Source organism: [Clostridium] clostridioforme AGR2157 (genome assembly GCF_000424325.1).
Lineage (GTDB): Bacteria > Bacillota > Clostridia > Lachnospirales > Lachnospiraceae > Enterocloster > Enterocloster clostridioformis_A.
The window spans coordinates 15784-29196 of the sequence record NZ_AUJR01000058.1 but is presented as its reverse complement, the minus strand read 5'-3'; the positions used below and the strand labels follow the sequence as shown (position 1 = coordinate 29196).

General features: G+C 50.8%; 11 protein-coding genes and 2 pseudogenes. 2 read left to right on the top strand and 11 right to left on the bottom strand.

What is annotated here, in order from left to right; translation table 11 throughout:
- The coding region (tnpA, locus tag G614_RS30450; protein WP_027643370.1) for an IS200/IS605 family transposase at positions 1–249 on the bottom strand (249 nt) is incomplete at its 3' end.
- A 194-nt stretch (positions 250–443) separates the two neighbouring features.
- The gene (locus tag G614_RS0119975) at positions 444–1034 is read right to left on the bottom strand and encodes a hydrolase (protein ID WP_027643369.1); all 591 of its coding nucleotides are present in this window, start codon (positions 1032–1034) and stop codon (positions 444–446) included.
- Positions 1035–1058: 24 nt separating this feature from the next.
- Here G614_RS0119975 and G614_RS28180 point away from each other — a divergent pair.
- Positions 1059–1430, top strand: a pseudogene (locus tag G614_RS28180) (GNAT family N-acetyltransferase); the annotation flags it as partial.
- A 314-nt stretch (positions 1431–1744) separates the two neighbouring features.
- Here the strand turns inward: G614_RS28180 and G614_RS0119965 are convergent.
- The 4 genes and pseudogenes from G614_RS0119965 to G614_RS0119950 all read right to left on the bottom strand — a co-directional run bounded on the left by G614_RS0119965 (position 1745) and on the right by G614_RS0119950 (position 7177).
- Positions 1745–2284, bottom strand: a complete 540-nt coding sequence (locus G614_RS0119965; RefSeq protein ID WP_027643368.1) for a DUF1697 domain-containing protein — start codon at positions 2282–2284, stop codon at positions 1745–1747.
- An 83-nt stretch (positions 2285–2367) separates the two neighbouring features.
- A pseudogene (locus G614_RS28175) lies at positions 2368–2647 on the bottom strand (hypothetical protein); the annotation flags it as partial.
- 144 nt (positions 2648–2791) lie between these two features.
- Positions 2792–2992 carry a hypothetical protein gene (locus tag G614_RS33005; RefSeq protein ID WP_027643366.1) on the bottom strand — a complete coding sequence of 67 codons (201 nt, stop codon included), beginning with the start codon at positions 2990–2992 and terminating at the stop codon, positions 2792–2794.
- Positions 2993–3400: 408 nt separating this feature from the next.
- Positions 3401–7177 (bottom strand): phosphoribosylformylglycinamidine synthase, encoded by a 3777-nt coding sequence (locus G614_RS0119950; protein ID WP_027643365.1) that lies wholly within the window; start codon positions 7175–7177, stop codon positions 3401–3403.
- Between the two features lie 250 nt (positions 7178–7427).
- Between G614_RS0119950 and G614_RS0119945 the strand changes: the two genes are divergently transcribed.
- Complete coding sequence (locus G614_RS0119945) at positions 7428–8906, top strand: DUF1846 domain-containing protein (RefSeq protein WP_027643364.1); 1479 nt, start codon at positions 7428–7430, stop codon at positions 8904–8906.
- Positions 8907–8941: 35 nt separating this feature from the next.
- Here G614_RS0119945 and G614_RS0119940 read toward each other — a convergent pair whose 3' ends face one another.
- From G614_RS0119940 to G614_RS0119915, 5 genes are all read right to left on the bottom strand, one after another.
- Complete coding sequence (locus G614_RS0119940; RefSeq protein ID WP_027643363.1) at positions 8942–10069, bottom strand: YibE/F family protein; 1128 nt, start codon at positions 10067–10069, stop codon at positions 8942–8944.
- A 9-nt stretch (positions 10070–10078) separates the two neighbouring features.
- Positions 10079–11641 (bottom strand): purple acid phosphatase family protein, encoded by a 1563-nt coding sequence (locus G614_RS0119935; protein WP_027643362.1) that lies wholly within the window; start codon positions 11639–11641, stop codon positions 10079–10081.
- A gap of 232 nt (positions 11642–11873) precedes the next feature.
- The gene (locus tag G614_RS33415) at positions 11874–11999 is read right to left on the bottom strand and encodes a hypothetical protein (protein ID WP_278246007.1); all 126 of its coding nucleotides are present in this window, start codon (positions 11997–11999) and stop codon (positions 11874–11876) included.
- Between the two features lie 86 nt (positions 12000–12085).
- A complete protein-coding gene (locus G614_RS0119920; protein WP_027643361.1) occupies positions 12086–12688 on the bottom strand; it encodes a histidine phosphatase family protein in 603 nt (200 codons plus the stop codon).
- A 28-nt stretch (positions 12689–12716) separates the two neighbouring features.
- Positions 12717–13313: a sigma-70 domain-containing protein gene (locus tag G614_RS0119915; RefSeq protein ID WP_027643360.1), complete on the bottom strand. Its 597-nt coding sequence runs from the start codon at positions 13311–13313 to the stop codon at positions 12717–12719.
- Positions 13314–13413: the final 100 nt, after the last annotated feature.

Below are 13413 nucleotides of genomic sequence, written 5' to 3'. Positions count from 1 at the left end.
TCCTTTCAGGTTCTGCATAATCTCACTGGGGGCCAAGTTCGCTGGACATGACAATAGCATATGTACATGATCCGGCTGTATACTTCCTTGTAATATTTTTATTCCCTGACTGTCACAGCCTTGTCTCAGCAAATCTCGTAGCCTAAAGGCTACATCTCCTTTTAATACTTCATATCTATATTTCGTTATCCACACAAAATGGTACTTTATATCATATACCGTATGACTCCCATTTCTGTAATTTGCCATTTCTACGTACCTCCCGATACGCCAATTATATCACTGCCTCCTGGAAAAGGAAATGCCGCTGAAGCTCTACCGCCTAAAGGCGGTGGTTTTTACCTTAGGCTTGGAAAATAAATGCCACTTTATATGTATGGCGTTACAAGTGGAAATAATACCTTACTTTGTTATGTATGTCAATACTTATCCTCAGGCCGGCATCATGCCTCGTATGCTTTCATCTCTTCATTGACAGCGGCCTCACAGGAGCGCATGGCCTGGATGGTCTTGTCCATAAGCTCCTCCAGGGTCCAGCCCAGGCCCTCGGCCCCTTCCCTGATTACATCCCTGGAACATCCTGCCGCAAAGCGCTTGTCCTTAAACTTCTTCTTAAGGCTGGACACCTCCATGTCCATGACGCTCCCGGACGGGCGCATCCTGGCCGCCGCCCCAATCAGGCCTGTAAGCTCGTCCGATGCAAACAGAATTTTTTCCATCTGGTGCTCCGGCTTCACATCCGAGACAAGACCGTACCCATGGCTGCACACGGCATGAATGAGCTCATCCTCTGCCCCTGCTTCCTTCAGAAGCTCCGGCGCCTTGACGCAGTGCTGCTCCGGGTACATCTCAAAGTCAACGTCGTGCAGCAGGCCGGCGATTCCCCAGAAATCCGCCTCCTCCCCATATCCCTGGTCCCGGGCAAACCAACGCATCACGCCTTCCACGGTAAGAGCGTGGAGGATGTGGAACGGTTCCTTGTTATATTTTTTCAGGGCCTCTAAGGCCGTCTCCCTTGTCAGTGCTGTGTTCATCTTGCTTAATCTCCTTTCCTCTGTGTGAAATCATATAATATCACAATTATAAACAGCCGGGGGGTAAAATGCAATAGCAACCAGTGGCAGAAGGGGGAACCCAACCGCCAGGTACTGGAGGCTTCCATCCTCCAGTACCAGCTTCATGTACTTGAGGACATGGGACAGATCGTTGGGATGATTACCATTGTCCCCGGACCGGAAGCCAGCTATGCCTCCATAGACGGGGCCTGGCTGAACCAGGAGCCTTACTTTGCATTCCACCGGGTATGTGTGGAAGAATCCATGAAAGGCCGTGGACTGGCTGCCCGGCTGTTCTCGGAGGCAGAACAGTATGTCCTGAAAACAGGCGTCCTTAATATCCGCATCGACACCCATCCGGACAATCAGGCCATGTACGAGGAAAATTCTTTGTTTGCCTGACGAAGAATGTGCCTTCTAATACTACGACTCGTGATGATGGATGGAAAGCATTTCGGGTTCAAGGTGTGCACTGCGCCAAAAGCGGCCATAAGCTGGACGCTATCCAGCTGTTCTCCGGCCACCTGGGCTGGGGAGAGGATGGCCGGGCAGTACAGATGTTCAACATAGCGGTACTCTGCGCCCTTGGAATGGGTCTTTTGCTTATATTAATTTCTCATTCCAGGCATTTAGCAGCTCTTAAAAATCCACTAATTCTATTTTCACACCTCGCTAAATTTGGAAAGCAATTACATTGCAACTATCTTCCTGACGGTGTTTGCCGTTCTTATTGTCAGTTTGCTGCTGATGTTTGCACTTGCCGTCTTTGACCACCAGTTTGTTTTTTGATAATCTTTTCGACTGAAAGACCAGAATACCGCTTCCTCATAATCCTTTATCTTTTCTAAGCCTTCCTTGGGTTCTCCAATCTCACCCCATACTTCAGCAAATGTAGCTGGAGGCATAATAAATATTAGATTATCATAGATTTCCCTGTTTTCATTGCCCCACCAGTCAGGTGCATTATGCAAAATGTCTTCGAGATCTTCTTTTGACGTGACGAAAACAGGAATGTCCAAACCAAACTGATCTTTTATCATGGTTTCAATCCAGCTTGTAAGACTCCCTATATTATCTTCATCACTTGAAAAAATCACATTTCCACTGTTCAGATATGTCTTAACCTTTCTAAACCCAAGCTCTTCAAAGCCTTTCTTTAATTCTGCCATTGGTACCTTATTTTTACCACTTATATTGACACCGCGCAAAAACGCAATATATCTTTTCATATTCGTTGATTCCTCCACACAGCTTCCTATTGTCCCTCCTTATATCCTCCATTCATCTAACCCAGCGGGCAATTTCAGATTTATCAATCATATTTTTCGATATTCACAGTAGCAATCGCAGATTGATTAGGCTCTCCTGTAACATACCTGTCCGATAATCATTGATGTAATGCCTGCACCGCTTAAATCCTGCACATCTTTCAAAGTACATTCCATGTTTATAAATGCTTCTTCAATGACTGGTGCATGGATTGTTTTTGCCTTGGACTGCGTAAAACCGCCTGTCGCAAATTCATCAGTTCCAATATCATTATGGTTAATTGTATCCACCAATTTATCGTAATAACTTATCGGAAGACTGTTGGAATTCCCGCTGTTGTTTCATAGTGTGAAACGCCAGACCGCAGGTGAAAGCGATGTTCCTTCCGTAATCCTGATAATCCGAATAGTTCTTCATAAAACTCTCTTGCGGCCTTGATGTCCGCTACCGATATAACCACACATACATTATTGTTCTTTGCCGCCGCGTCCTGCGGCAAAAGCGCTTTTTTCTTTGAACGTCAGCGTTTCCAAGTCAGATCTGATTCCAACATTACCATGACGCTGATACGGTAGAGCGTCCCCATCCATCCTGCATGGCCTTATGGGAGACAAATTCTCCAATTCCCTAATAGAATCACTTTGATAATTTAATGCTAAATCGTCCATATGTTTCCCTCGTTTTGGTAGTCTGTTTTGAAAATTATATCATGGAATATATTCAAAATGAAGAAGTATTTTTCTCATTCACAAGAAAATGTATCACATGAGTTTAATCCGAATGATAATATCTAAGCGTAACATCGCGTCTGCATCATTTATAATCAGGAAAAAGAAAAATGGCATGCCATGGCTACCGGCATACCAAAAAATATACAGGGCCGCATTATCTTGGTGTCATCTTAATATGCGGCCCTTTGGCTGATTGTTATCTAAAGTAAGTTTACGCCCCTTGCGCCTGAGTCTCTCACACTGCGGAAACGGTCACATCCCGGACTGTGTTCCCGGGTCTCACGGACGCGACTCACTACATGCGTCCGCATACCATCTGATCCCCTATTGGATCGGTACCTTTTCCTACAGCCTAAAATACCTCACACCGGACTCAAATATCTTCATATCCTGTTCCCCATAAATATTCATGGCAACCGCCTCGCCCCGGCGCTCGGAATGGGCCATCTTGCCCAGAATCCGTCCATCCGGGCTGGTGATGCCCTCTATGGCCATATAGGAGCCATTTGGATTCCAGTACTCGTCCATGGTGCATCTGCCCTGGTCATCCACATACTGGGTTGCCACCTGGCCATTGGCAAAGAGTCTGTGAAGCCATGATTCATTGGCCACGAAACGGCCCTCGCCGTGTGATGCCGGATTGCAGTATACGCTGGCCAGGCCGGCGCCTGCCAGCCATGGGGATTTATCCGATACCACCTTGGTATATACCATCTTGGAGACATGGCGGCCAATGGTATTCATGGCAAGGGTAGGTGACTCCGGTCCCTGCTCCTTGATTTCACCCTCCGGCAGGAGGCCCAGCTTAATCAGGGCCTGGAAGCCGTTGCAGATGCCCAGCATCAGTCCGTCTCTCTCTCCCAAGAGCTTTTCAATCTCCTCCTTCATCACCGCGTTGCGGAACACAGTGGCAAAGAACTTGGCAGAGCCCTCCGGCTCATCGCCTGCTGAGAAACCGCCCGGGAACATGACTATCTGGGCCTTTGCAATCTCCCTCCTGTATTCGTCCACGGACTGGCGGATATCCTCGGCGCTCATGTTGCGCAGCACCCTGGTAACCACCTTTGCGCCCGCCCGCTCAAAGGCCCTGGCGCTGTCATACTCGCAGTTAGTTCCCGGGAACACCGGAATGAATACGGTTGGCTGCCCGATTTTATGGTCGCACACATACACTGCGTCGCTGTGATACAGCTTCTCTTCCAGCGCAGCTTCATTCCCCTTTGCCTCCCTGCCGGCGACAGTTGGGAACACATCCTCCAGAGGAGTCATCCATGCGTCTAATGCCTCATCCATGGCGATGGATACATTTCCGTACTCAAATTCACCTCTGTCAGTCACCTCACCGATGACGGTATAGGATATGGACAGCTGTCCCACCATTCCGTCCGGCACCTCGCACATGATATCGCCCCATGCTGCGGCAAAGAAATCCCTTGGATCCACATTATGCTCAATCCTCACACCCAGCTTGTTGCCGAATGCCATCTTGCTCACTGCCTCCGCAAGGCCATTGCCCTCCACGGCATAGGCGGATATAATGCGCCCTGCCTTTATATCCTCAAATATCTTTCCATACCCGTCCATGACCTGGCTGTAGTCCGGCAGGTCATACTGATTCTTTACAATCCTGAACACAACAATCTTGCTGCCCGGACACTTGAACTCAGGGGTAATCACATTCTTATGGCTGTTCACATCCACGGCAAAGGAAACCAGGGTCGGCGGAACATTGATTTCACCGTCCTCCGTGTCAAAGGTTCCGGACATGCTGTCCTTTCCTCCGATGGAGGGCAGGCCAAAGCCCAGCTGCGCGCTGTATGCGCCCAGAAGTGCGGAGAAGGGCTGGCTCCACCTGGTTGGGTTCTCGTTCATCCTGCGGAAATACTCCTGGAAGGTGAAACGAATCCTGCTGTAATCGCCGCCGGCCGCCACAATCTTTGCAACGGAGGAAACCACTGCATACACAGCGCCGTGATATGGGCTCCAGCTGGAAAGCCTGGGGTCAAAGCCGTAGCTCATCATGGTAACAGTATCTGTATGTCCCTTCAGCACGGGAAGCTTGGCCACCATGGCCTGGGTCTCGGTCAGCTGATATCTGCCGCCGTAAGGCATGAATACGGAACCAGCACCGATGGAGCCGTCAAAACGCTCCACCAGCCCCTTCTGTGAGCACACGTTCAGGTCGGAAAGCATGCCCAGCCATTTTCCCCTGACGTCAGCCACATCAGCCTTATCAAAGAGGTTTCCCGCCCGGCCTGGAACCTCCAGGGTCACGTCCGCCTCCTGATGCGCCCCGTTGGTGTCCAGAAAAGCCCTGCTCAGGTCCACAATGGTCTTGCCGCGCCAGTCCATCTTAAGCCTTGGATCCTCTGTCACCACTGCCACGGTCACTGCCTCCAGGTTTTCCTCTGCGGCATATGCAAGGAACTGGTCCACATCCTTTGGGTCCACCACCACTGCCATGCGCTCCTGGGACTCGGAAATGGCAATCTCCGTGCCGTCCAGACCCGCATATTTCTTAGGAACCTTGTCCAAATCAATCTTAAGGCCCGCAGCCAGCTCTCCGATGGCTACCGATACGCCGCCTGCGCCGAAATCATTGCACTTCTTGATGATTCTGCTGACCTCAGGCCTGCGGAACATCCTCTGAATCTTGCGCTCTGTGGGAGCGTTCCCCTTCTGTACCTCGGCTCCGCACACATCAATGGAGGAAGTGGTATGAACCTTGGAAGAACCGGTGGCTCCGCCGATTCCGTCGCGGCCCGTACGCCCGCCCAAAAGGATGATGATATCCCCCGGATCAGAGGTCTCGCGGATAACATCCTTCCTGGGAGCAGCGCCCATGACAGCACCGATTTCCATTCTCTTTGCAACATAACCAGGATGATAGATTTCCTTCACATAGCCGGTTGCCAGACCAATCTGGTTGCCGTAGGAGGAATATCCCTGGGCCGCGCTGTTTACTATCTTTCTCTGGGGCAGCTTGCCCTTAAGGGTCTCCCCCAGCGGCCTGGTCGGGTCAGCCGCGCCGGTGACGCGCATGGCTTGGTACACATAGGTGCGCCCTGACAGCGGGTCACGTATGGCTCCGCCCAGACAGGTGGCAGCGCCGCCGAAAGGCTCTATCTCAGTGGGATGGTTGTGTGTCTCGTTCTTGAAATTAACCAGCCATTCTTCTGTCACCCCGTCAATCTCCACCGGCACCACGATGCTGCAGGCATTGATTTCATCGGAAACTTCCATGTCCGGGAGCTTTCCCTCGCTCCTCAGCTTCTTCATAGCCATAAGAGCCAGGTCCATAAGGCATACGTACTTATCGTCCCTTCCCTTATAAATCACTTCCCTGTCAGCCAGATACTGCTTATAGGTCTCCTCAATGGGCTCCCTGTAATCGCCGTCTGTGAAGCTTACATTCTTAAGCTCTGTGGAAAAGGTGGTATGGCGGCAGTGATCTGACCAGTAGGTATCCAGCACACGGATTTCCGTCACGGACGGGTCCCTGTGCTCTTCCTTCTTATAATAATTCTGTATATGGAGGAAGTCCTTAAAGGTCATGGCCAGATTCAGGGTGCCGTAAAGAGCCTTCAGCTCCTCCTCTGAAGAATCCGCGAATCCATCAAAATACAGTATGTCCGCCGGAACCTCGAATTCCGTCACCAGTGTCTCCGGCTTCTCATCATCCGCCTGGCGGCTGTCCACCGGATTGATGCAGAAGCTCTTGATCGCCTCCTCCTGTTCTGCTGTCAGGGGCGCTGTAACCACATAGGTGGTGGCGGACCGGATGACCGGCTCCTCATCTTCCTTAAGAAGCTTCACGCACTGCTCTGCCGAATCCGCCCTCTGGTCAAACTGTCCCGGCAGATATTCCACGGAAAATACCAAGTCTCCCGGATTCTTCGGAAACTCTTCCTCATACACCTGGTCCACCGGCGGCTCTGAGAAAATGGTCACCAGCGCCTTTTTATAGGTTTCCTCTGACAGATTCTCAATATCATAGCGAATTAATACCCGCACATTCTCCACATTGCTGATACCCAGATAATTATCCAGTTCTTCACGAAGCTCTCCTGCCTTCACTGCATAAGCTGGCTTCTTTTCCACAAATATTCGTCTTACGCTCATTTAGCAACCTCCTGCTCTCATCATGACCTTTTCTTTAGAACACAACGCAAAAAGGACCTTTGCCCTTTTATCTGCTCCTATCATAACACAAAGATAATAAATTAGTAAAATTAATATATTTAATTATCGTTATACGTAGTGCTTATAAATATTTCGATAATCCCCTCAAAACTCCTTGTAGCGAAGGCCTGAAAGTTGTGCTATACTAAAAAAGTATGTGATTATAAAAAACCGGGAGATTACAGAAGAAATGAAAATCGGATTTGATAATGAAAAATATCTAACCATGCAGTCAGAGCACATCAAACAGCGTATTGGGGAATTCGGAGACAAGCTGTATCTGGAATTCGGAGGCAAGCTTTTTGACGACTACCATGCCTCCAGGGTCCTGCCCGGCTTTGCACCGGACAGCAAGCTTCGTATGCTCCTTCAAATGGCTGACCAGGCCGAAATCCTCATTGCCATCAATGCAGCCGACATTGAAAAGAACAAGGTCCGCCACGACCTGGGCATCACTTACGACGAGGATGTCCTCCGTCTGATTCAGGAATTCAGGGACAAGGGTCTCTATGTGGGAAGCGTTGTCATCACCCAGTACAGCGGCCAGAGCGGCGCCGACCAGTTCAAGGTCAAGCTGGAGCACCGCAACATCAAGGTGTACCGCCATTACTGCATCGAAGGCTATCCCAGCAATGTGCCTCTCATTGTCAGCGACGAAGGCTACGGCAAAAACGATTACATCGAGACGACCCGTCCCCTGGTAATCATCACGGCTCCTGGTCCCGGCAGCGGGAAGATGGCCACCTGTCTCTCCCAGCTGTACCACGAGAACAAGCGCGGCATCAAGGCCGGATACGCCAAATTCGAGACCTTCCCTATCTGGAACCTTCCTTTAAAGCATCCGGTGAACCTGGCCTACGAGGCGGCCACCGCTGATTTAAACGATGTGAATATGATAGACCCCTACCACCTGGAAGCCTACGGCATAACCACGGTGAACTACAATCGGGATGTAGACATTTTCCCTGTATTAAACGCCATCTTTGAAGGCATATACGGAGAAAGCCCCTACAAGTCCCCCACGGACATGGGAGTGAACATGGCGGGCTTTTGCATCATGGACGACGAAGCCTGCTGCGGGGCATCGAAGCAGGAAATCATCCGACGCTACTACCATGCCCTCAACCGTCTGGCCAAGGAAGAAGGGACTTCCGACGAAGTCTACAAAATCAACCTTCTGATGAACAAGGCAAAAATCGATTCCACCATGCGCCCTGTCATCGCGCCCTGTCTGGAGCGGGCCAAGGTATCCGGCGGCCCTGCCGCGGCCATGGAATTAGATGACGGCACCATCGTCACAGGCAAGACCAGCAGCCTGTTAGGAGCCTCTGCCGCCCTCCTGTTAAACGCCATTAAGGTCCTGGGAGACATCCCGCACAATATACACCTAATTGCGCCGTCGGCCATCGAGCCCATCCAGACCTTAAAGACCAAATACATGGGCAGCAAAAACCCCCGTCTCCACACCGACGAGGTACTTATCGCCCTGAGCATGAGCGCAGCCACCGATGAAACCGCAAAAAAAGCCCTGGCACAGCTTCCAAAACTTCGGGGCTGCCAGGTCCACACCTCCGTCATGTTGTCCGACGTAGACATTAAGGTATTCAGCAAGCTGGGCGTGCAGCTCACCTCTGAGCCGGTATATGAGCATAAGAAGCTCTACCACTAACAACAGACAGCGGACTCTTCGGAGTCCGCTTTTCATTATCCATTTTCACCTTTATAAATGTAAGCAGCCATCAATACCGTGGCCGGCACGCTTAAAACCACGCCAAAGCTGCCGGACAGCCCCTGCATCACCGCAATCCCTATGTTATTGGAGTTTATAATCTGGAGATAGGGAAGCTCATAGGCGTAGTCCAGCACCAGCATAGACAGGCTGGTTCCCGCAAACGCAAGTATCAGGGTATTGGAATCTGTTCCCATCATATCGCGGCCCACCCGCATTCCTGCTCTCATAAGCTCCAGGCGGGATATCTCCGGATTCTGGCTGCAGAACTCCTGCATGGAGCTGGAAATGGACATGGCCACATCCATCACCGCGCCCAGAGAGCTGATGAGAAGACCGGAAAACAACAGTCCTCCCACCTGAATGTTATTGGTCTGCCACAGGGTAAGCAGGCTCTCTATATCCGACACATTCCATCCCGTAATGCCGGAAAGTCTGGAAAATATGGCGGCAGCCACCCCTGCTATCACAACGCCCGCCAAAGTCCCGGCCGTGGCGCACACCGTCTTTTTCCCAGCCCCTCCTATCAGGTACAGAGTGACCGCCGCTGTTACCGCACATATAAAGACTGCCGACATAAAAGGCGAGTGTCCCTGATATACGAGAGGCAGGTACACATAGATAATCGCCGCAAATGTAAACACCAGCCCCAGAGCGCCCCTGATTCCTTTTTTTCCTCCTATAACACAGAGAGTCCCCAGATACAGCACGGCAAATCCTATTATCACTTCCTTGCGGTCCATGGAATAGACACTGGTAATCACAGAATCGCCGGCTATGCTCTGCATCACCACTACCCTCATACCCACAGTACACGCGGCTCCAAACAGATAACCCGCACTGCTGGTAGTGGTCAGCTCCTCTCCCTTTTTCTCACCGCTCGTCATGCGCACCACAACCGTCTGCTGGCCAATGCGCATTCCGTCCTCCTGTATATTGTCCTGTAATATGCCGACAACCACACCGGTCTCAAAACTCTGACCGGTGCGGTTAATAAGCTGTGTCCTGGTGATACTGTTCAGACGGATTACCCAGAGCACTGCAGCCGCCAGGATTACGGCTGTAATGATATATCTCACATACTGTTTTTTAAGCTGTACCATTCTCTTTTCCTATCTTCCTGATACCGTCTTATGGATTGTAAATGTGTTGTCGATTGTCTCAACCTTTCCATCGTCTGTAATCTGATAGGTGGTAATCTTAAAATCACTTGGAGTCATATTGATAACAGAATAGCTGGGCAGCCAGTTCTGGCTTCTGTTGGCTATATAATCCTGCTGGGAACTGATAAGCTCATAGTACTTGGAGCCTGAGGCTGAGTTGGCTGTCATGTAAAGGGTTCCTTTGGGATTGGTTACAGAGTTCCCGCCTGAGCTCTCGATTGTGTAACAGTGATTGTCGCCTGTAAACTGTTTCAGGGCAGCTGTTCCGGCAGCATCCTCTGCTCCGGGATATAAAGGAATCTTTTCTCCGCTTCCCGTGTTGTAAGCATTGTCCCAGTCGTAATCGTCCCCGGCCTCGTTTAGCCTGAATTCATAGGCATTGTGGGTCTGTCCGTCACCATACAGAATCTTGGAACGGCTGTATGTATGGTCATGCCCCTGAAGCACAACATCAATGTCATACCTGTCAAACACAGGCGTGAGCTGTGTGCGCAGAATCATGCCGTCTGTGTCGGAATGGTCCAGACCGGAGCCGTATATGTCCTGATGAATTGTTACCACGCGCCACACTGCATCCGGGAAATTCTCAACTGCCTTTTTAATGCTCTGCTCATGTTCGGCTACATTGTAATTGTTGGTATTTAATACGATAAAGAGGCCGGAACCATAGGTATAATAGTAGTCTCCTCCTGCCTGGGTAGCTCCCAGTCCCGTTGGGTTGGGATTGTTAAAATGGTAGGCATAATCCGGATTCAGGGAATCGTGATTGCCGATGGTGGTTGCCACAGACAGGTTCTTAAGAGCACTAGCAGAGAGATATGCTGCGTACTCCTCCTCTTTTGGTTTTCCTGTCTTGTTCACCTGATCTCCTGCGGAAATAACGAAATTCAAATCAGGGTGCTGCGCAATGGCAATGTCCAGGGTGCGGTCCCAGGCAAATCCGTCATTGCGGGCCGCCGTGTTGGCTGCTCCCGAATCCGCTGCCAGCTTCCCTTCACCCTGGGGCTGCCCCTTGGAGGCGCCAATCTGAGGATCCCCTACATAGAGGATGTTTACATTTTCAAAGCTTCCGGTCCGGTACATTTCAGGCTGGGTAATCACCCCGTTTTTATTTACAGAATAATAGTAGGTGGTATTCTCCTCCAGGCCGGTAACCGTCACATAATTAAAGGAATAAGCCTTGCCCCCTGTCAGTTCTGTATCCACGCTGCCTGAGCTTCCGGTAAAAGGCTTCAGGTTTCCGGCGTCAGTTCCAAAGTAAACCACCGGCGTGGCGGCAGCGCCCTCGGTGTACCACGCGAAGTTCAGCTGGGAATCCGCTGCTCCCGGTGTTATAGATACATGGGTATAATCATTTGCCAGACTGTTCCACCCCTCCACATAGGCATTCCACTCCGCAGAGCCGCCGGTTGCGCTGGAGTCATTGTAATGGGTGGTGGCTGCCCACACTTGCTGTCCGCCTGCTGCCAGGGCAGCAGCCAAGATACATGAAATCACTTTTTTCTTTTTCATAAAAAATCCCTTCCTGTATTTAATTTGTCTGATTCACTTGCCGACAAATTAAGTATAAGAAGGGAATGTAAAATTTACCATCACAGTAAGGTATTAATTGTGTCAAAAGCCTGAATCTTTACTTCTTCTCCACATCCGTATAATACAAATGCCGGGGCAGCCCGCCTCATTGATCCACTCTCTGGGAACCTTTTCTCCACATTGGCCACCTTATGTACATCGTAAATATCCGTTACGCGTCTGTCAGCTCGCACACATACCGGCCGTCCGCCAGCTTCACTCCCTCATCTTCCTCCAAATCCACATACCGCTCCTGCAGAAGTCCCTGTATGCCATGGAGCATGCCGATTGTAAGCACTTACAAAGCTGCTCTTATTTTAATATATTCCCCCATGGAACGCAAGTGTTTTGGGAATTGTTCCCCTAAAAATCATGTCAATATTTTCACATTAAATGGCTGCAGTCATTTAACCCCGCCAGACTGCACTGTCCGGTAACCGGGTCATATTCTATGGTGGTGATGCTGGCATTTCCCACCACGATTTCCGCCGCATCCGGCTGTCCTTCCAGGAGATGGACAATAAAATGGGCCAGCGTTCCCCCGTGGGCCACCACAGCCGTGTCCCCTTTCATCTCCCCCTTTATCCGCTCCCAGGCTTTTTTGCACCTGGCATCCACCTGGTTCAGCGTCTCCCCGCCTGGAGGCGCCACCGTAGCCGGATGCTGCCACCATTCTTCGTACAGCTTTCGTTCCTTTGTCAATATATCCGATGCAGTCCGTCCCTCCCAGTCGCCGTATCCGATCTCCATCAGCTCCGGCACGGGTATAACCTCCACTCCCTGGGCCCTGGCAAGGGTCTCTGCCGTCTCCATGGCCCGTATCTGTGGGCTGGAGTAAATGGCGGTCACAGGCCGTTTTTCCATTCCCTTTGCCAGCATCTCAGCCTGGCTGCGGCCGGCTGCGTTTAACGGGATATCCTGCCTGCCCTGTATCCTTCCCTGTACGTTCCAGTCGGTCTGTCCATGGCGTATGATATAGAGTTTCATCTGTTTTTACCTCCTGCCGTCCTGCATCCTACAGGCCTTCCTCCAGATTCCAGCCATTCCTCACAGGATTGGGGCGTTCTTCCTCATCCTGTCCGGGAGCCGCTGCCTGGCCTTCCCCATTGACGGTCAGAGCATCCAGGGCCAGCTTCATGATGTCCTTCACCTCATCCTCAGTCATCTTCATTTTAGCGGAAAGCTCCTCCAGGGTCGCCTCCCTGCCTAACTCCTTTGCCAGAACCTGTGACACGGTCTGGAGCACATTGACCCTGGCTGCCATGGTCTCCTCAATCTGGTTCTCTGTCCTCTGCTCCTCCAGGGCCAGTTCCACACTTTCCTTCACGCGGCGGGTCATGAGTTCATTCCAGGGTTCGCTGCCATCGTACTCTATGGCGGCCAGCATCAGGGCCGTATTGGCCTCCTGGACCAAATCGGATAAGGGTAGCTCGCTGTCCCCGTATTCCCTAACCATCTCCAGCACCTCCCTCAGGCATCCCTCCACCAGGCGGCTGCGGGCCCCTGCGTCGCCCCTGGCTGTTCCCTCAAGGACAGAAGCCTTTTCATCCCTGTCAAGCGGTGTAATGTCTCTCATCTCTTCCAGATACATATCAAAAAAATCGTGTTCCATAATGCCTCTATCCTTTCAATTTTCCAGAATTTCATGTTCCATTCATAATCCTTAATAGGATAATCCATAGCAAACCATAAGTCAAGTTTCCCTCTTTACA

What these genes read in the sequence shown, in the direction of transcription:
- G614_RS0119975 (WP_027643369.1), bottom strand. Translation starts at nt 1,034, where the DNA reads ATGAACACAGCACTGACAAGGGAGACGGCCTTAGAGGCCCTGAAAAAA.
- G614_RS0119965 (WP_027643368.1), bottom strand. Translation starts at nt 2,284, where the DNA reads ATGAAAAGATATATTGCGTTTTTGCGCGGTGTCAATATAAGTGGTAAA.
- G614_RS33005 (WP_027643366.1), bottom strand. Translation starts at nt 2,992, where the DNA reads ATGGACGATTTAGCATTAAATTATCAAAGTGATTCTATTAGGGAATTG.
- G614_RS0119950 (WP_027643365.1), bottom strand. Translation starts at nt 7,177, where the DNA reads ATGAGCGTAAGACGAATATTTGTGGAAAAGAAGCCAGCTTATGCAGTG.
- G614_RS0119945 (WP_027643364.1), top strand. Translation starts at nt 7,428, where the DNA reads ATGAAAATCGGATTTGATAATGAAAAATATCTAACCATGCAGTCAGAG.
- G614_RS0119940 (WP_027643363.1), bottom strand. Translation starts at nt 10,069, where the DNA reads ATGGTACAGCTTAAAAAACAGTATGTGAGATATATCATTACAGCCGTA.
- G614_RS0119935 (WP_027643362.1), bottom strand. Translation starts at nt 11,641, where the DNA reads ATGAAAAAGAAAAAAGTGATTTCATGTATCTTGGCTGCTGCCCTGGCA.
- G614_RS0119920 (WP_027643361.1), bottom strand. Translation starts at nt 12,688, where the DNA reads ATGAAACTCTATATCATACGCCATGGACAGACCGACTGGAACGTACAG.
- G614_RS0119915 (WP_027643360.1), bottom strand. Translation starts at nt 13,313, where the DNA reads ATGGAACACGATTTTTTTGATATGTATCTGGAAGAGATGAGAGACATT.